Below are 17,868 nucleotides of genomic sequence, written 5' to 3'. Positions count from 1 at the left end.
AAGATCAATCGATTGAACTTGGCTTCATCATAGATCAAACAAGATCAATCGATTGATCTTGTTTTAGGAGCGGAACAGCCGCGAATACTGCGTTTCGTGCCGGGCCGACAAAATGGCCAGCATGGGGGTGAAGGCTTGGCGCTGGTCGTCCGTCAGGCCCATGGCGTGGTCCACCGCACCGGGGATTTCCTGCACCAGCCGGGCCAGGATGCGCTGGCCCGCGGTCTGGCCCAGCGGCACCGATTTGATGGCGGCCTGCGCCATGTTCTCGGCCCAGCCGAATGCGCAGGCCAGCAGGCAGTCGCGCACCGGGGCGGCGGTTTGCGCCGCGGCCAGCCCAAAGGCCACGGGCCAGGTGGGGGGCCAGGGCTGCAGGGCGCGGATGTGTTCCAGCACCGCCGGGGGCGTGCCCGGCAGTTGCCGCAGCCACTCCAGTAGCGAGCGCCCGGTTTGCAGGGTTTGCTGGCGCAGCTCGGAGGTTTCGCGGGTGTGCAGCACCCAGTCGTTGAGCTCGCGGGCGCGGGCCAAGTCGCCCGCCCGCCACGCGGGGATGGCCTGGGCCAGCACGGCCAGGTCACTGCGGGCCTGGCCCAGCCAGAGCTGGTCGGCCAGCCAGTCGGCGGCCTGGGCGTCGTGGGTGACCAGCCCGGCGTCCACCGCGGCTTCCAGTCCTTCGGAGTACGAGAACCCGCCCACGGGCAGCGCGGGCGAGGCCAGCCACATCAGTTGCAGCTGGCTCAGGCTGGCGTTGAAACGGTCATCTCCCGGGGGCGTGGGGTTCATGGGGCGGGACCCGGGCTCAGTGGTGGTGGTGACCGCAGCCGGGGCCATGCACATGCGGCTCCGCCGCGGCGGGCGCGGCCTTCACGGGCACCGACAAGGGCTTGCCGCGTGCGGGTGCTGCCGCTGGGGCGGCGTGGCTGTGTTGGTCATGGCTGTGGTCATGGCCGCAGCATTCGCCGTGCTCATGGTTGTGGCCGTGCTCATGCGTGTGGTCATGCTCGTGAGAATGGTCGTGCTGGTGCCCGTGGTCGTGGCCATGCCCGTGGTGGCCGTGGCCTTCGGTTCCCGAGCCTGCACCGTAGGCACCGCCTTCGGGCTCAAAGCCTTCTTGCGTTTCGATCACCGTGAGGTGCATGCGGCGCAGCATGTCGGCCAGCACGTGGTCGGGCTCGATCTTCAGGTGGTCGGGTTGCAGTTCGATGGGCACGTGCCGGTTGCCCAGGTGGTAGGCGGCGCGGGTGAGGTCGAAGGGCGAGCCGTGCTGGCTGCACGCGGTGATGCGCAGCACGGTTTGCGGCGCGGCTTCCACGCGCACCATGGAGCCGTCTTCGGCCACCAGCACGTCGCCCCCGCGCACCACGGTGCCGCGGGGCAAAAACACGCCCAGGTGGCGGCCCTGGCTGTCGGTGGCGTCAAAGCGGCTTTTCTGGCGCACGTCCCAGTCCAGTTGCACGGTGGCGGCGCGTTTGAGCAGCACGGCGGCCAGGCCCTGGCCTTGGGGGATGAGTTTGGAGCAGGTGAGCATGGGGTGTTTCAGTAGTGATAGCGAAGCTGGGCAATGTCCAGCGTGCCATCGTGGATGCGGTAAACGATGCGGTGTTCGTCGTTGATGCGGCGAGACCACCAGCCAGCCAGATGATGCTTCAGCGGCTCGGGCTTGCCCACGCCTGCAAACGGCTCGCGCTGAATGGCCTTGATCAACTCGTTGATGCGCCTCACCAGGGCCTTGTCAGTGGCTTGCCAGTGCAGGTAGTCATCCCAGGCCTGCGGAGCAAACCGCAGTGGCAGGCTCATGGTTCCACCAGTTCACGGACCTGGCCTGCACCGCCGTCCAGTGCGGCCATGGCCTGGGTCAGCCGCTGCGCGTTGGCGGGGCTGCGCAGCAGGTAGGTGGTTTCTTCCCAGGCGGTGAAGTCGTCCAGGCTCATCACCACCACGGGGCGGCCCCGCTGGCGGGTGACCAGCATGGGGGCGTGGTCGTCGTTCACCTTGTCCATCAGGCTGGACAGGTTGGCGCGGGCTTCCGAGTAGCTGAGGGTTTGCATGGCAGGCTCACATCAGTGCGCGTACAGAATTTTGTACGTACATTGAATTGTACGTTTGCCAGGGTTCAGGGCACCACCCCTCAAAACAAGAAGTACCGCTGCGCCATGGGCAGCACCGTGGCCGCTTCGCAGGTGAGCAGCTCGCCGTCGGCGCGCACTTCGTAGCTTTGGGCGTTGATGCTCATGGCCGGGGCGGTGCCGTTGTGCACCATGTCGGCCTTTTTCACCTGGCGAATGTCCTTCACCACGGACACTTGCTTTTTGAGAGCAAACTTCCCTTTCACATCAAGCGCAAGGGCCGCTTTTGACACAAAGGTGATGCTGCTTTGCGTGAGGCTGCCGCCAAAACTGCCGAACATGGGGCGGAAGTGCACCGGCTGCGGCGTGGGAATGCTGGCGTTGGGGTCGCCCATGGCGGCCAGGGCGATGGTGCCGCCCTTCAGCACCAGTGAGGGCTTCACGCCAAAGAAGGCGGGTTTCCACACCACCAGGTCGGCCCACTTGCCCACTTCCACCGAGCCGATTTCGTGCGCCATGCCGTGGGCCAGCGCGGGGTTGATGGTGTATTTGGCGATGTAGCGTTTGACGCGGTAGTTGTCGTTGCGCGGGTTGGCCTCGGTGGCTTCCGTCCGCCCGGCGGCGGGGGGCAGCCAGCCGCGCTGCTGCTTCATTTTGTCGGCCGTTTGCCAGGTGCGGATCAGCACCTCGCCCACGCGGCCCATGGCCTGGCTGTCGCTGCTCATGATGCTGATGGCACCCAGGTCGTGAAGCACGTCTTCGGCGGCAATGGTTTCTTTGCGGATGCGGCTTTCGGCAAAGGCCAGGTCTTCGGCAATGGCCGGGTCGAGGTGGTGGCAGACCATCAGCATGTCCACGTGCTCGTCCAGCGTGTTGCGGGTGTAGGGGCGCGTGGGGTTGGTGCTGCTGGGCAGCACATAGGGCTCGCCCACCATTTTCAGAATGTCGGGGGCGTGGCCGCCGCCCGCGCCTTCGGTGTGGAAGGTGTGGATGCAGCGGCCTTTGATGGCGGCAATGGTGTCTTCCACAAAACCCGACTCGTTCAGCGTGTCGGTGTGGATGGCCACCTGGGTGTCGGTTTCGTCGGCCACGGTCAGGCAGCAGTCGATGGCGGCGGGGGTGGTGCCCCAGTCTTCATGCAGCTTCAGGCCAATGGCCCCGGCGTTGATCTGCTCGTGCAGCGCGGCGGGCAGGCTGGCGTTGCCCTTGCCCAGAAAACCCAGGTTCATGGGGAAGGCATCGGCGGCGCGCAGCATCTGTTCGATGTGCCAGGGGCCGGGCGTGCAGGTGGTGGCAAAGGTGCCGGTGGCCGGGCCGGTGCCGCCGCCCACCATGGTGGTGACGCCGCTGGCCAGGGCCTCGTCGATCTGCTGCGGGCAGATGAAGTGGATGTGGCTGTCCATGCCCCCGGAGGTGACGATGCTGCCCTCGCAGCTGATGATTTCCGTGCCCGGCCCGATGACGATGTCCACGCCCGGCTGCGTGTCCGGGTTGCCCGCCTTGCCAATGGCCACGATGCGGTGGTCCTTCAGGCCAATGTCGGCCTTGACGATGCCCCAGTGGTCGATGATGAGGGCGTTGGTCAGCACCGTGTCCACCGCACCTTCGGCTCGGGTGCGTTGGCTTTGGGCCATGCCGTCGCGGATGGATTTGCCGCCGCCAAACTTGGCCTCTTCACCGTAGCCCCCGGCGCGCAGGGTGTAGTCGGCCTCCACCTCCACCAGCAGGCTGGTGTCGGCCAGGCGCACGCGGTCGCCCACGGTGGGGCCATAAATTTCGGCGTAGGCTTTTTTGCTGATCGTGCTCATTCCAGGGCTCCCATCACGTCGCCACGAAAGCCGTACACCGCACGGCCCCCGGCCAGCGGCACCAGTTCCACGGTGCGTTGCTGCCCGGGCTCGAAGCGCACGGCCAGCCCGCTGCCAATGTTGAGCCGCATGCCGCGGGCGGCGGCGCGGTCAAAACCCAGGGCGGGGTTGGTTTCGGCAAAGTGGTAGTGCGAGCCCACCTGAATGGGCCGGTCGCCCGTGTTCACCACCACCAGCGTGAGGGTGGGGCGGCCGGGGTTCAGGGTCAGCTCGCCGTCGTCAACAAGGTATTCACCGGGGGTCATGGTGGCTCACAGTGCTTGGCTGACCAAATAACCACCCAGCAGGGTGACCCCGGCGCCCACCAGCTGCTGCAACACTTTGCGCTGGCGCAGCACCAAGTGGCCCACACCCATGCCCGCCAGGTGCAGGGCCGAGGTGGTGAGGACCATGCCCGCCATGGCCAGCAAGCCTTGCTGGGCAGGCAGTTCAGCACCGTGCGCCACGCCGTGGAAGAAGGCAAACACGCCAATCACACCCAGCATGGCCCACAGGTTCAGGCCCCGGGCCAAGGCAATCATCAAACCGAAGGCCAGCAGCGATCCCGCCACCATCACCTCCATGCCCATGGGCTCGAAACCGGTGAAGCCCACCAGCGTGCCCACCGTCAGCATGGCCACAAAGGCCAGCGGCGGCTGCCAGATTTTGTTGGGCAGGGCCACCGCGCTCCACACGCCCACGGCCAGCATGGCCACCAGGTGGTCCAGGCCGGACACGGGGTGCAGCAACCCGTCGAGGAACGCGCCGTGGTCGTGCGGCGTGCCTTCGCCCGTGTGGGCCAGCGCCAGGGCCGATCCCGTGGCCAACAAAACAAAAGCCAAAATGCGCTTTGCCGCTTGATTTGATTGCATGGTTTGCTCCTGAAAAATGAGTGAAAACGGGGCGAAAACGGTCACTTCACCAAGTGTGCAGCAGGGTGTACACGCCCAAGGCGGCCACACCGCTGCCCACGGCCTGCTGCATCAACATGCGGCGCTGCACAAACTGCTGGCGCAGCGTGTGGCCCAGGGCCATGCCCGTCACTTGCAGCGCGGCGGTGAGCACCAGCAGCATCGCCACGTCCATGCGTGGCTGGGTGGCGTGGGGGAGGTCGGTCACAAACGCCATGCCCCGGATAAACGCGTACAGCCCCACCAGCGTGACCATGCTCACCAGCGCCATGCCACGCGACAACGCAATGAGCAGGCCCACGGCCAGCACCGACAAGGCCGTGAGTGGCTCCACCCCCGGCAACTGCCAGCCAGCGCGGCCCACCAGGGTGCCCAGCCACATCACGCTGGCCATGGTGAGCGGGGCCTGCCAGATCCGCTGGCGGATTTGCGCGGGCGTTTGCGGGCGCGTGGCCAGGGCTCCCCACACGCCCACGGCCAGCATGGTCATGAAATGGCCCACGCCAAACAGGGAGAGTCCGGTCATCACGCGGTTGGCCCTTTCTGCGGTTCAGGCAATGGGCTGGTGCACGGTCACCAGCTTGGTGCCGTCGGGAAAGGTGGCTTCCACCTGAATGTCGGGAATCATGTCGGCCACGCCGTCCATCACGTCGTCGCGGGTCAGCACGCGGCGGCCTTCGCTCATCAACTGGGCCACGGTCTTGCCGTCACGAGCACCTTCCATCACCGCGGCGGTGATGAGGGCAATGGCCTCGGGCACGTTGAGCTTGAGCCCGCGCGCCTTGCGCCGTTCGGCCAGCAGGGCGGCGGTGAAGATGAGGAGCTTGTCTTTTTCGCGGGGGGTCAGTTCCATGGGGGCCTCAGATGCGGCGAACAGGGGGCGAACGGTGGCGGGCAGGCGTGACGGCCAGCGTGCAGCAAGCCGTGTGCCATGCATGCTGCCATGGCACGGAAACTGCACCCTGACACCGTCGTGACCGACGCCTGCATTTCAACCCAACCCACCCCGCCTGACCATGCGCCCAATGGCGTACACCCCCGTGCGCCGGTGCAGCGCATCGTGAAGGTGCGGCGCGACTACAACGCCTGGGTGGCCAGTGAAACCATGGAGGACTATGCGCTGCGCTTCACCCCGCAGCGGTTTCGGCGCTGGTCGGCCTGGCGCATGGCCAACACGGCGCTGGGCGGGGCGTCGTCGTTCTTGATCTTGGAGGCCGTGGGGGCCACGCTGCTGGTGCAGTACGGCTTTGTCAACGCGCTGTGGGCCATCCTGGCCACGGGGCTGGTGATTTTTCTGGCCGGGCTGCCCATCAGCGTGTACGCCGCCCGCCATGGGGTGGACATGGACCTGCTCACCCGCGGGGCGGGGTTTGGGTACATCGGGTCCACGCTCACCTCGCTCATCTACGCCAGCTTCACCTTCATCTTTTTTGCGCTGGAGGCCGCCGTCATGGCCTACGCGCTGGAGCTGGCCTTCAGCATCCCGCCCGCCTGGGGCTACCTGGTGTGTGCGCTGGTGGTGCTGCCGCTGGTCACGCACGGGGTGTCGGTCATCGGGCGCTTGCAGGTGTGGACGCAGCCGCTGTGGCTGCTGATGCTGGTGGTGCCCTACGTGGCCGTGGCCTGGCACGAGCCTGGTGCATTTGTCAGCGTTTTGCACTACGGAGGTGAATCGGGGCGCGGAACGGTGTTTGATGTGCACTTGTTTGGTGCCGCATTGACCGTGGGCATTGCCCTCATCACCCAAATGGGGGAGCAGGCCGACTACCTGCGTTTTCTGCCCGCCCCGGTGCCCGACGCGCAAGGGCAGGTGTCCCGCCGCGAGCGCTGGCGCTGGTGGGCGGCGGTGGTCACCGGCGGGCCGGGCTGGGTGGTGCCGGGCGTGCTGAAGATGCTGGGCGGCGCGGTGCTGGCGCACCTGGCCATCACCCACATGGTGCCGGTGGCCCGGGCGGTGGACCCCAACCAGATGTACCTGGCCGCCTACGAATACGTGTTCAGCCACTACGGCTGGGCGGTGGCGGCCACCGCGGTGTTTGTGGTGGTGAGCCAGCTCAAGATCAACGTCACCAACGCCTATGCTGGTTCACTGGCGTGGAGCAACTTCTTCTCGCGCCTCACCCACAGCCACCCGGGGCGGGTGGTGTGGGTGGTGTTCAACACCCTCATTGCCTTCTTGTTGATGGAAATGAACGTGTTCCAGGCCCTGGGGCAGGTGCTGGGGCTGTACTCCAACCTGGCCATTGCCTGGATCATGGCGGTGGTGGCCGATTTGGTCATCAACAAGCCGCTGGGGCTGTCGCCCCCGGGCATCGAGTTCAAACGCGCCCATTTGTACGACATCAACCCCGTGGGCGTGGGGGCCATGGGCGCGGCGTCGGTGCTGTCGTTCGTGGCCCATTTGGGGCTGATGGGCCCCACGGCCCAGGCGTTTTCGGCGCTGATTGCGCTGGTCACGGCGCTGGTGGTGTCGCCCCTGCTGGCCTGGGCCACGGGCGGGCGTTATTACATCGCCAGAGACGTCGTGGCCCCCACGCTTGCCCCTGGTGGGGCTGCGCTGCCCCCCGAGGGGGCGCTCGCCAGCTTGGGACGGCCCTGCGCTGGCTCGGACCCCGGTTGCTACCTCGGCCAGCGCCTGCAACGCTGCGTGATTTGCGAGCGCGAGTACGAGGGGCCGGACATGGCCCATTGCCCCGCTTACCAGGGGGCCATCTGCTCGCTGTGCTGCACACTGGACGCCCGCTGCGGCGACCTGTGCAAACCCCAGGCCCGGCTGCTGGTGCAGTGGGCGGCGCTGCTGCGGCGGGTGTTGCCCCGCTCGGTGGCCCCCTACCTGGAGGCCGGGCTGGCCCACTACCTGTTGCTGATGGCCGTCATCGCCCCGCTGCTGGCCGCCGTGTTGGGCCTGCTGTACCGGCAGGACGTGCAGGGCCTGCTGGCCGCCTCCCAGGGCTTGATGGCCGACGTGCCCCCCGCCCCCGCAGCGCTGGGCGGGCCGGTGGGCACCGCCTGGGCCCAGGTGCTGGGCACCAGCTTTTTGCGGGTGTATGCGGTGCTGATGCTGGTGGCCGGGCTGGTGGCGTGGTGGCTGGTGCTGGCCCACAAAAGCCGCGAGGTGGCCCAGCAGGAATCCAACCGCCAGACCGAGCTGCTGATGCAGGAAATCGAGTCCCACCGCCGCACCGACGAACAGTTGCAACAAGCCCGCGAGGTGGCCGAACGCGCCCGCGAAGCCGCCGAACAGGCCCGCGCCCTGGCCGACCAGGCCAACCAGGCCAAGACGCGCTACATCAGCACCATCAGCCACGAGCTGCGCACACCGCTCAACAGCATCCTGGGCTATGCCCAGCTGCTGCACGAAGAAACCCGCGGCGGCACCGAACTGCCCCCACACCGGGCGCAGGCCATCCAGGTCATCCACCGCGGGGGCGAGCACCTGCTGTCGCTCATCGAAGGCACGCTGGACGTGGCCCGCATCGAGTCGGGCAAGCTCACCCTCAACGTCAAGCCGCTGGCGCTGGCCACGCTGCTGGACGAGCTGGCGGGCATGTTCGAGTTGCAGGCCCGCGCCAAGGGCCTGGGCTTTCGCTTCGAGGCCACCGGCCACCTGCCGCCCTGGGTGCGCGCCGACGAAAAGCGGGTGCGCCAAATCCTCATCAACCTGCTGGGCAACGCCGTCAAGTTCACCCAGCGCGGCAGCGTGGTGCTGCGCGTGGCCCACGCCCGCGAAATGGCGCTGTTCGAGGTGATCGACTCCGGCCCCGGCATGTCGGCCACCGACATCGAGCGCGTGTTTGAACCCTTTGCCCGCGGCAGCACCGCCGCCGGGCAGCCCCAGGGCACGGGGCTGGGGCTCACCATCGCCAAGATGCTGACCGACCTGATGGGCGGCGAACTCTCGGTGCACAGCACGCCGGGGCAGGGCACCACCTTCAAGGTGAAACTGTTTCTGCCCGAGGTGGCGCTGGACGCCACAGGCCGCCGGGGCGCAGCCCCCACCGTGTCCGCCTTGCCAGCCTTGCCCGCCGAGCAAGCCCCCCGCACCGGCTACCAAGGCCCCCGGTTGCAAGTGCTGGTGGTGGACAACGAAGAGTCCGACCGCGTGCTGCTGCAACGCTGGCTGGAGCCCCTGGGCTTTGACGTGGTGCTGGCCACCCACGGCGAAGACGCCTTGCGCCTGCTGCACCAGGGCCTGCGGCCCCGGGTGGTGTTCATGGACCTGGCCATGCCCGGCATCGACGGCTGGGAAACCCTGCGCCGCATCGCCGCCCTGGGCCTGCGCGGCGGCCCCGGCGTGACCGAACCCGCCATGGCCTGCGCCGTGGTGTCGGCCAATGCCTTCGACCACGGGCAGGACAACGACGCAGGCATCACCCCGGCAGACTTCCTGGTCAAACCCGTGCGCCGCGACGACCTGCTGGACTGGCTGGGCCGCCGCCTCTCGCTGCAATGGGTGCGGGGCGAGGCCCTGCCGCCCATCCCCGCGCCCCAGCCCGTGGCCACCTGGCCGCCCGCACACGCCCTGCAACCCCTGCTGCACAGCCTGCAACTGGGCCATGTGAAAGGCGTGGGCCAGCAGCTGGAGGTGTTGGCCCAAACCCACCCGGCCTGCGCCGGGTTCATCGCCCACGCCCGCTCGCTGCTCAAGGCCTTCCGCCTGGCCGAGCTGGAACGCTGGGTTCAGGCCGGGCCTGACACCCCCGCCGCCGTTGGAGACCCCGCCCATGCCCCGAACTGACCCCCAAGACACCGTGGTGCTGCTGGTGGACGACGTGCCCGACAACGTGGCCCTGCTGCACGACGCCCTGGACGAAGCCGGCTACACCGTGCTGGTGGCGCTGGACGGCGAAAGCGCCCTGCGCCGCGCCACCCAGGCCCGGCCCGACGTGGTGCTGCTCGACGCCGTCATGCCCGGCATGGACGGCTTTGAAGTGGCCCGCCTGCTCAAGGCCAACCCCGACACCGCCGCCATCCCCATCATCTTCATGACCGGGCTCACCGAAACCGAACACCTCGAAGCCGCGCTGGAAGCGGGTGGGGTGGACTACGTGACCAAACCCGTCAAACCCCGCGAGGTGATGGCCCGCATGGGCGTGCACATCCACACCGCCCGCCGCACCACCGAAGGCGAACGCGAAGGCAGCCAGGTGCGCAACGCGCTGGACGCCTTTGGCTACGCCAGCATCACCGTGCGCGTGCGCGACGGCAAGCTGCTGTGGCAAACCCCGCTGGCCCGCGAGCTGCTGCAACGCTACGGCAGCGAAGGCCCCCCAAGCGCCCACGCCCCCCAAGCCGTGCTGCACTGGCTGCAACGCGTCACCGCCCAATGGGCCGAAGGCGCGTGGCAAGGGGCCGAACCCCCACGCCTGACGCTGGAGCAAGGCCCCCGCCGCCTCACCTTCAGGCTGCACAGCCAGGTGGGCGAGGGCGGCGACAACGGCGAGAACGACCCCGCCGAAGGCGAGTGGCTGGTGGTGATGCAAGAGACCAACGACGCCAGCGTCATCGAGGCGCTGGTGCAGGCCTTTGGCCTGACCGCCCGCGAGGCCGAGGTGCTTTACTGGGTGGTGCAGGGCAAGATCAACCGCGACATTGCCGACATCGTGGGCTCCAGCCCCGCCACGGTGAAAAAACACCTGGAACGCATCCTGCCCAAGCTGGGCGTGGAAACCCGCACCGCCGCGGCGGCCATGGCGATCAATCGGGTGCGGATGTTGCAGCCTTGAGGGGTTGCGGGGAGAGGATATGGGTTGGGGTGGGGGCGTTTGGGACGCGACAGCTAGGCATGGAATCAACCATTATAAAAATAGAGAACTAATTTCTTGCTGGGGCACACGACAATGATGCCAACTCTTCCATGTGCATAATAGCTTCCAGTGCTATTGATGATTGCATTTGCTTCCTCGGTCACCTCTGGTTTGATGTCGATGCAAAAGCCGTACGCGCAGATGTAGTCATAAATTTCCATGCGGGCATTTTTTTCATTCCATTTCCATTGATCATTTGGCCTTATGGGTGTTGATGTCCAATCGCCATAAATCCCGCGCCATTCTCTACTGTTTTGGTTTTGATTTGGCGGCATGTTGATGAAGAAATCAATTCCCCGTTTCGATATGTCGTTTGCGATCGATCCTGGTAGAGGGTAGGTTCTTATGCCTGCTTCGTTTCCCCCGGGGCCAAAGCCCCACGACTCTTCTAGTGTGTACGAAATTGACGAAACGTTAAGCGCATCTGGGACGACGCTCAGCATGCGGTTTGACTCCCAGTTTTTGAATGCGGCATACGGGATTGCTACGAGAGCAAAAACCAAAATCAGGAAATTGCTGCGTGAAAGTCTTTTGTGGGCTTGGAAAAGTGTGTAAATAAGTCCTGCACCAACGGCAATTGGTGTGAGAAGTAGGACGGTCCAAAAAAGAAGAATGTATGTCATCTGTGCCTAACGAATGAATGAAGGGGGCCAGCAAGTGGAGCTTGCAGGCAGTCCTTCTAGATGGAATGTTAGGGTCGGGGTTCACTCTTGGCTCAACCTTCTTTCCAGTCGGTCGATTTCCATACGCAACTGCTGAATGCGAGCTCGAATCCAAATCTTTGGATCTTGGTCTTGGCGCTTCTTCATCTCGACGGCCAAGAAGTTGCATACCTCATCATGGCCTCCGTAGCGTGCCAAGGTAAACGGTGGTTTTCCTTCAGTCAAAGCGAATGGGTCAGCCCCCGCATCGAGCAGCAATTTGATTAGTTCAAGATTCCCTAGCGAGCAGGCTTCGTGCAGCGGTGTATGGCCGAGATCACCAGGCTGATTGACATTGATGCCCGATTTGATCAGTTGCCTTGCAATCTCGATGTTGTTCTGGTGAATGGCAAGATGCAGCGCATTTTCGCCCTCGCAGTTGATCGCATTTATGTTATCGAGGCTTGGTGATTCGAGCAGTAGCAAGTCTTTTGCCTGTTCAAAGAATCTCAGTAGTTCTGGGGACATCAAAGCATCCAACTCAATGTATCCCGCAAACCCTGCGGTATAAAACGGACGTTGCGGGATATTCTGTTCACGACTTCCTCCTGTTTTCTCTTGTCAATCAATCACCTGTCAGCAGCCTGCCGCGCCGTCAGCTCAATGAAAAGACCTGCAAATCCGGCACCATTCTGCCGCATTGCCTGCCTGCTTCAAGTCACCCGTCGGCAGTTCAAAATTCATAGCTGCTCACGCTTTATATGAAAGCGCTAGAGTCATTTTTTCTCCATAAAATCAACCTTCCCCCACCCTTGCCCAAAGTGCAGTTCATGCACGTCCGCACCGCGGCTGCGGCCATGGTGAGCCGCCATCAAATTCAAATGCCTTTTCGGCGCTTTCGGCCCGCTCGTTGGGTTTGCTCGATGTCCGTGATGGCTTCATCCAGGCGTTGAGGGGCGTTGGCCCACTCGGAGGCCAAGGCAAATGCGGGCTCGAACGGAGTTGTGTGGCCAGCGGGAACACCCACAGACTGAAGTGTTGGCTGCCATTGTTCGGCCACACGCCGGGCGGCATGGCCCAGCCAGGTGGCCGCATCGTGCAGGTCCAGGCCGAAATGGGGTGCAGAGCCCAGCAGGTTGCGGGCCGTGAAGGTGGGCGGGGGCGTGATGTCGAAGGCTTTGGACAAGCGCCAACCCGTGCCGTCGTGCAGCAGACCGTGGTTGCGGGGGTGGTCGTCGCGGTTGCCCACCACGGCGTTGCAGGTCATGCGCCGCCACAGTTCGTGCAGGTCTTGCTGGCAAACAGGTGGCGCTGGGGGGGGGCAGCGGATGGCCGGTGCGGGTCGGTTCAAAATTCATAGCTGCTCACGCTTTCTAAAAAAGCGCCAGAGCCATTTTTTCTTCACAAAATCACCTGTTCCCACCCTTGGCCTTGGTCAGGATGAAGTCGATACCCATGTGCGCCATGGTTTTTGGAGCGTTGTGTGCAGATTTCGCTGAAAATGTATCCAATAACAGTCGTTAAAGTGAATATGGACTGTCTTTGGCGACATGAATTTGCTACCCTTCGGGCATGAAGTATGACGAAACGCATCGCACACCACAGCTGCGCGTGGACGAAGCTGCCGAAGTCGGCCGCAAGCTGGCGGTGCTGCGCAAAGCCAAGCGGATGACGCAGGCCGAAGTGGCGGCGCGTGCGGGGGTTTCCCGATCAACAGCGGTGTTGATTGAAGCCGGTGACCCCAGCCGGACCCTGGCCCAAGTGCTGCGCTACCTGGATGCCATTTCCAGCGGCACCACGCTGCTGAGCCTGCTGTCGGGTGATGTGCCCGCGCTGCGCATTGCTCAAGCGCAGGCCGTGCCAAAGCGGATCCGGTCGTCCACGGCCCGCGACCTTACCGAGGCCGAGCGGTATGACTTCTAAGCCGAAACACCACCCCTATGCCAAGCCGCCCACATCGGTGGCCGTGTTTGCGCATGTGGCCGACGGGGGGCTGCATCAGTTCGTTCCCGCAGGCTTGCTGGAACACCTCGACAAAGGGCGGGACGCCACATTCACCTACGGTCGGCGCTATGTGCAGCGGGCACACCCGGTCGAAATCGACCCCGTTGCCTTGCCGTTGGCCGCGGAGGAGGGCGGCATTCCCCGCGAAGTGCATGTGGGGCTGGATGAGTTTGGTGGCATTCGAGATGCCGCCCCCGATGCCTGGGGTCGGCGGGTCATCGAGAACAAGCTCAAGGCCGCAGGGACGGACCTTCCCGAAATCGCTTACCTGCTCGAAGCAGGAAGCGACCGCGTGGGTGCGTTGGACGTTCGCCTTGCCTTGACCAGCTTGCCGACGCAGCCTGCCCATTCGGTGGTGGACCTGGAGCGCCTGATGGCACTGGCCGACAAGATTGAATCGAACGAGGTCGTGCCAGACGAGTTTGTTCCGTATTTCAACGGCCTGGGCACCGCGGGCGGCGCACGACCAAAGGCCAGCGTTCGGGATGAGCGCGGGGTGCTTTGGCTGGCCAAGTTTCCCGCTCAGAAGGACAAGGCCTGCAACGCGATCTTGGAGGGCGGGGCATTGGAGATGGCCCGCACCGCTGGCATCCGGGTTCCACCGATCCAAGTCCGCACGGTCGGGAGCCAGAAGGTCTTGCTCATTCGACGGTTTGACCGCTACTGGGCACCTGCGGGGGACATCCTGCCGACAGGGCAGGAAAGCTGGGCGGTTGAACCCGACGATCAGCTGGGGCAGACCGAAGGCCGAATCGGGCTTTGCTCCGCCCTGACGCTGCTGGGCATGGACGAGCGCGACGCGAGGAACAGTTCGTATGCGGCCATCGCCGAGGCCATTCGCAAGCGCTGCATCCACCGCTTCATCGAGCGGGACATCGAGGAAGTGTTTGCTCGGATGATCCTGAACATCATCACCCACAACAACGACGATCACTTGCGCAACCACGCGTTCGTGTACGACACCGCGCAGAAGGGTTGGCGGCTGAGCCCCCTCTACGATGTCCTGCCGATGAACACGGTGGCCACAGAGCGGTTTTTGCACCTGAACGTGGGAGCGCAGGGGCGACTGGCAACGCTGGACAACGCCCTGTCCAAGTGGCCTGCGTTTTTCACGTCAAGGCAGGACGCTTTGGCGGTGGTGCACCGGGTCTGGGTGAGCACGCGAGACTGGATGCGGCATTTCGAGCGGTTCGGGGCCTCGGATCTGGACATGCGTTACCTCACTGGGGCCATTCGCCGCTTGAGCGACTTGGCCAGCCCCATGCTGCAAGCCGAGTTGCGCGCCATGTAGGGATTCCGCCCTTGGTGCAGACAGGGGTGGTACTGTGGGAATTGCCCGGGCGCGTCACCAGAAAAGAAAACCGTTCACCCACGCCGTTTGCGACGAGATTGATGGACCCACATGGCCAACCGGGCACGCCTCAGACCGTCTGACGCTGATAACTCTTCCGGCTCATCCGCAGCCGCTTGTATTGTTTGGCGCGCCGGTCCCGCAGACTCCATGCTGGCACTGACCACAACAGAGTCCACATCAGATGCCGGATATGCGATTGCAGGCGTTTCCCCTACAGCCAAAACATCAGTCAGTTTCTTGCCCTTGTGGGGGAGTCCATATGCGAGGGGGTTGGGCATCACTCGCGTTGCCAACGCTCTGTGTCTTGTAGGGTCAGCGAGTAAACGGCAGCGTCATGTGGCTTGCCTTGGAAGTGCAGCCGATTTCGTGCCGTGCATTCAAAAGTTGCGCCAATACCCTGAGCCACACGTTGGCTAGCGAGATTGCTTGTCAGGGCAACGATCTCGAGTCTCGAAAGACCAAGCTCGCCAAAGCCCATGAGCGCCGCCTGCTTTGCTGCAAATTTGGCGACTCCACGTCCTGTGTGAGGTGTGCTGACCCAGTAGCCAATGTTGCCGATTGAATGAATCCAATTGATCTGGTTGATTCCAGTTCCGCCAACTACAGAACCAGAGTTTCGGTCGAAGATCCCCAGCGGAAACTCGGTGCGTTCGGACCAGGCTGCTTGCGTGAAGGTAATCCAGGCGACGGCGTCTTCAAGCGAGTAGTCGGCTTTGCACCATGGCATCCAGTGAGCCAAGTCTGGCAGGGATGCGCGTACTGCTGCGAGGAAGGGGCCTGCATCTTCCGGTACGAAGCGGCGGGTGATGTATTCGTCGGCTGTTGGCATAGTGACGGCGCTTGTTCTGTGATGCCAAACACTCTATGTATCCCGGACAGTGCGAGATATTCTGGTCACGACTTCCTCCTGTTTTTTTCTTGAAAATCAACCGCTTGTCAGCGGTATGCAGCACCGACAGCTGAATAAAAGACCTGCAAACTCGGCACCATTCTGCCGCACTGGTTGCCCGTTTCAGGCTTTCAGTGAATGGTTCAAATCTCATAGCTGTTCACGCTTTCAATACAAGCGCTATAGCCGTTTTTGATCCAAAGTTCCGCGCCCATCAACAGGGCAACGCCCGCCCCATGAAAACGCCCGCCCGCGGCCAGGCCTCAATCACGGCCCACATGGCCGCGCCGCCGCCTCTCAGCTTGCCCCGCCTGGGCTCCGTCCTCCCGCTGACGCACCCCGGCGGTGTTCGCTCCGCTGGATTGGTTTCACAAAAAATTTGAATCCAATCAACAAATTCAATCAATTTTCGTGAATGGTGCGCTGCCTAGACTGCCGGGCATGTCGCAAACAATTCCTGCTTCCAATGCCCACGGGGCCTCGGTGCAGCGCTACAGCCTGCTGGCCATGGGCCTGCACTGGGTCATGGCGCTGGGCCTGCTGGGCCTGATCGTTTTTGGTGTGTACATGACCGATCTGCCGTTTTCGCCCACCCGCCTCAAGTACTACAACTGGCACAAGTGGGCGGGCATGACGCTGTTGGCCCTGCTGGTGCTGCGGGCGCTGTGGCGCTGGTTCAGTCCCCCTCCCGCGCTGCCTTTGGGCATGCAGGCGGCCATGCCCGCCTGGCAGCGCCTGGCCCACCATGCCACCCACGCGGGCCTGTATGGGCTGATGGCCGCCGTGCCCCTGCTGGGCTGGGCCTACAGCTCGGCGGCCGGGTTCCCGGTGGTGTGGTTTGGGGTGTTGCCCCTGCCCGATTGGGTGTCGCCCAGCCCCGATCTGGCGCAGGCCCTCAAGCCCTTTCACAAGCTGAGTGCGTTTGCCCTGGTGGCCCTGGTGGCCCTGCATGTGGCCGCGGCGCTCAAGCACCAACTCATTGACCGCGACGGCCTGCTGCAACGCATGTGGCCGGGGCGCTGACCCGTTTGTTTTGACCGAATTTCAGAGGTGTTGACCATGTGGAACCATTCTTTTTCTCCGTTGCGCCGTGGCTTGTCGTCGGCGTCTGTGGCCGCTGCGGTCTGGGGCCTGTCGCTGGGGTTGGCCACGTTGACGGCACCCGCCCAGGCCCAGACCGCTGCGGCCTCCGCGCAAAAGCTGGTGCCCGCGCAAAGCAGCGTGGCCTTTGTCATCAAGCAGATGGGGGTGCCGGTGGAAGGGCAGTTCCGCAAGTTCGATGCGCAGGTGCAGTTCGACCCCGCCAAGCTGGCCACCAGCCGCATTGGCTTCACGGTGGACGTGGGCAGCGCCACCATGGGCTCCAAGGAAGCCGACGCCGAGATGCCCAAACCCGTGTGGTTCAACGCGCCCAAGTTTCCGCAGGCGGTGTTCCAGTCCAGCGGCATCAAGGCGCTGGGCGGGGGCAAGTTTGAGGTGGCGGGCAAGCTGAGCATCAAGGGCAACAGCCGCGACGTGGTGGTGCCCGTGACCCTGGCCCAGACCGGCAGCGGTGCCGCCCTGGCCACCACGGCCACCGGCACCCTGGCCATTGCGCGCCTGGCCTTCAAGGTGGGTGAGGACGAATGGGCCGACACCTCCATGGTGGCTGACGAGGTGCAGGTCAAGTTCAAGCTGGCCCTGACCGGCGTGCCCAAGATTTGATTCCTTTTTTTGTTGTGTTTTTCTAACCAGGAGTTTGTTCCATGCGTTCTTCCGTGATTGCCCTGGCCACCGTGGCCGCCCTGTCTGCATCGCTGGCCCAGGCCGAAGCCGTCAACTACGCCGTCGAGCCCACCCACACCTTTGCCACGTTTGAAATCGGCCACTTCGGTGCCAGCACCAACCGCGGCCGTTTCGACAAGAAAACCGGCTCCATCACCCTGGACCGCGCCGCCAAGACCGGCAAGGTGGAAGTGACCTTCGAAGCCAACTCCATCAACACCGGCACGCCTGCGTTTGACAAGCACCTGCAAAGCGCCGACCTGTTCGACACCGCCAAGCACCCCACCTTCAGCTTCGTGGGCGACAAGTTCACGTTCGACGGTGACAAGGTCACCGCCGTGGCCGGCAACCTGACGCTGCTGGGCAAAACCGCCCCCGTCACCCTCAAGGCCAACCAGTTCAACTGCTACCAAAACCCCATGCTCAAGCGCGAAGTGTGCGGCGGCGACTTCGAAGCCACCATCGACCGCACCACCTGGGGCATGAACTACGGCGTGGACTGGGGCTTCCCCAAGAACGTGCGCGTGGTGGTGCAGGTGGAAGCCGTGCGCCAGTGATCTGACCCCTTCCCATCGCATCCAAGCC

At 64.2% G+C, this 17,868-nt stretch carries 20 protein-coding genes; 7 read left to right on the top strand and 13 right to left on the bottom strand.

Annotation, left to right across the window (positions count from 1 at the left end; all coding sequences use genetic code 11):
* Window positions 1–63: 63 nt before the first annotated feature.
* The 9 genes from ACYVB7_RS11305 to ACYVB7_RS11265 form a co-directional block, all read right to left on the bottom strand.
* Window positions 64–783 (bottom strand): urease accessory protein UreF, encoded by a 720-nt coding sequence (locus ACYVB7_RS11305; protein ID WP_460507525.1) that lies wholly within the window; start codon window positions 781–783, stop codon window positions 64–66.
* Between the two features lie 16 nt (window positions 784–799).
* On the bottom strand, window positions 800–1,528 hold the full coding sequence (ureE, locus tag ACYVB7_RS11300; protein WP_460507523.1) for an urease accessory protein UreE: 729 nt from the start codon (window positions 1,526–1,528) through the stop codon (window positions 800–802).
* Between the two features lie 8 nt (window positions 1,529–1,536).
* A complete protein-coding gene (locus ACYVB7_RS11295; RefSeq protein WP_460507521.1) occupies window positions 1,537–1,797 on the bottom strand; it encodes a type II toxin-antitoxin system YoeB family toxin in 261 nt (86 codons plus the stop codon).
* A complete protein-coding gene (locus ACYVB7_RS11290) occupies window positions 1,794–2,048 on the bottom strand; it encodes a type II toxin-antitoxin system Phd/YefM family antitoxin (RefSeq protein ID WP_460507519.1) in 255 nt (84 codons plus the stop codon). Before ACYVB7_RS11290 ends, ACYVB7_RS11295 begins: the two co-directional genes overlap by 4 nt.
* Before the next feature lie 80 nt (window positions 2,049–2,128).
* Window positions 2,129–3,874: an urease subunit alpha gene (gene ureC / locus ACYVB7_RS11285; RefSeq protein WP_460507517.1), complete on the bottom strand. Its 1,746-nt coding sequence runs from the start codon at window positions 3,872–3,874 to the stop codon at window positions 2,129–2,131.
* Complete coding sequence (locus ACYVB7_RS11280; protein ID WP_460507515.1) at window positions 3,871–4,179, bottom strand: urease subunit beta; 309 nt, start codon at window positions 4,177–4,179, stop codon at window positions 3,871–3,873. Before ACYVB7_RS11280 ends, ureC begins: the two co-directional genes overlap by 4 nt.
* A 6-nt stretch (window positions 4,180–4,185) precedes the next feature.
* A complete protein-coding gene (locus ACYVB7_RS11275) occupies window positions 4,186–4,785 on the bottom strand; it encodes a HupE/UreJ family protein (protein WP_460507512.1) in 600 nt (199 codons plus the stop codon).
* 46 nt (window positions 4,786–4,831) lie between these two features.
* Window positions 4,832–5,350, bottom strand: coding sequence for a HupE/UreJ family protein (locus tag ACYVB7_RS11270; protein WP_460507509.1), 519 nt, complete (start codon window positions 5,348–5,350; stop codon window positions 4,832–4,834).
* 24 nt (window positions 5,351–5,374) lie between these two features.
* The gene (locus ACYVB7_RS11265) at window positions 5,375–5,677 is read right to left on the bottom strand and encodes an urease subunit gamma (RefSeq protein ID WP_460507507.1); all 303 of its coding nucleotides are present in this window, start codon (window positions 5,675–5,677) and stop codon (window positions 5,375–5,377) included.
* Window positions 5,678–5,767: 90 nt separating this feature from the next.
* On the opposite strand from ACYVB7_RS11265, the gene ACYVB7_RS11260 reads away from it, so the two are divergent.
* On the top strand, window positions 5,768–9,562 hold the full coding sequence (locus tag ACYVB7_RS11260; RefSeq protein WP_460507505.1) for an ATP-binding protein: 3,795 nt from the start codon (window positions 5,768–5,770) through the stop codon (window positions 9,560–9,562).
* A complete protein-coding gene (locus tag ACYVB7_RS11255) occupies window positions 9,549–10,550 on the top strand; it encodes a response regulator (RefSeq protein ID WP_460507503.1) in 1,002 nt (333 codons plus the stop codon). Before ACYVB7_RS11260 ends, ACYVB7_RS11255 begins: the two co-directional genes overlap by 14 nt.
* Window positions 10,551–10,615: 65 nt before the next feature.
* Here ACYVB7_RS11255 and ACYVB7_RS11250 read toward each other — a convergent pair whose 3' ends face one another.
* The 3 genes from ACYVB7_RS11250 to ACYVB7_RS11240 all read right to left on the bottom strand — a co-directional run bounded on the left by ACYVB7_RS11250 (window position 10,616) and on the right by ACYVB7_RS11240 (window position 12,623).
* A complete protein-coding gene (locus ACYVB7_RS11250) occupies window positions 10,616–11,254 on the bottom strand; it encodes a hypothetical protein (RefSeq protein WP_460507501.1) in 639 nt (212 codons plus the stop codon).
* A gap of 81 nt (window positions 11,255–11,335) precedes the next feature.
* On the bottom strand, window positions 11,336–11,800 hold the full coding sequence (locus ACYVB7_RS11245; RefSeq protein ID WP_460507499.1) for an ankyrin repeat domain-containing protein: 465 nt from the start codon (window positions 11,798–11,800) through the stop codon (window positions 11,336–11,338).
* Between the two features lie 349 nt (window positions 11,801–12,149).
* Window positions 12,150–12,623 carry a HipA domain-containing protein gene (locus tag ACYVB7_RS11240; RefSeq protein WP_460507497.1) on the bottom strand — a complete coding sequence of 158 codons (474 nt, stop codon included), beginning with the start codon at window positions 12,621–12,623 and terminating at the stop codon, window positions 12,150–12,152.
* Between the two features lie 221 nt (window positions 12,624–12,844).
* Here ACYVB7_RS11240 and ACYVB7_RS11235 point away from each other — a divergent pair, with 221 nt between their 5' ends.
* Complete coding sequence (locus ACYVB7_RS11235; RefSeq protein WP_460507495.1) at window positions 12,845–13,195, top strand: helix-turn-helix transcriptional regulator; 351 nt, start codon at window positions 12,845–12,847, stop codon at window positions 13,193–13,195.
* A complete protein-coding gene (locus tag ACYVB7_RS11230) occupies window positions 13,185–14,567 on the top strand; it encodes a type II toxin-antitoxin system HipA family toxin (RefSeq protein ID WP_460507491.1) in 1,383 nt (460 codons plus the stop codon). The genes ACYVB7_RS11235 and ACYVB7_RS11230 overlap by 11 nt, the downstream gene beginning before the upstream one ends.
* Before the next feature lie 340 nt (window positions 14,568–14,907).
* On the opposite strand, the gene ACYVB7_RS11225 is transcribed toward ACYVB7_RS11230, so the two are convergent.
* Window positions 14,908–15,459 carry a GNAT family N-acetyltransferase gene (locus ACYVB7_RS11225; protein ID WP_460507488.1) on the bottom strand — a complete coding sequence of 184 codons (552 nt, stop codon included), beginning with the start codon at window positions 15,457–15,459 and terminating at the stop codon, window positions 14,908–14,910.
* A 501-nt stretch (window positions 15,460–15,960) separates the two neighbouring features.
* On the opposite strand from ACYVB7_RS11225, the gene ACYVB7_RS11220 reads away from it, so the two are divergent.
* Genes ACYVB7_RS11220 through ACYVB7_RS11210 form a run of 3 tightly spaced genes read left to right on the top strand, consistent with a single transcriptional unit; the run spans window position 15,961 to window position 17,840 of the window.
* Window positions 15,961–16,542 carry a cytochrome b gene (locus ACYVB7_RS11220; protein ID WP_460507485.1) on the top strand — a complete coding sequence of 194 codons (582 nt, stop codon included), beginning with the start codon at window positions 15,961–15,963 and terminating at the stop codon, window positions 16,540–16,542.
* Window positions 16,543–16,578: 36 nt separating this feature from the next.
* Window positions 16,579–17,223: a YceI family protein gene (locus ACYVB7_RS11215; protein WP_460507482.1), complete on the top strand. Its 645-nt coding sequence runs from the start codon at window positions 16,579–16,581 to the stop codon at window positions 17,221–17,223.
* A gap of 41 nt (window positions 17,224–17,264) precedes the next feature.
* The gene (locus ACYVB7_RS11210) at window positions 17,265–17,840 is read left to right on the top strand and encodes a YceI family protein (RefSeq protein ID WP_460507479.1); all 576 of its coding nucleotides are present in this window, start codon (window positions 17,265–17,267) and stop codon (window positions 17,838–17,840) included.
* Window positions 17,841–17,868 lie beyond the last annotated feature (28 nt).

It is taken from the genome of Hydrogenophaga soli, from assembly GCF_054777695.1.
This window is presented reverse-complemented; position numbering and strand designations above follow the sequence as displayed.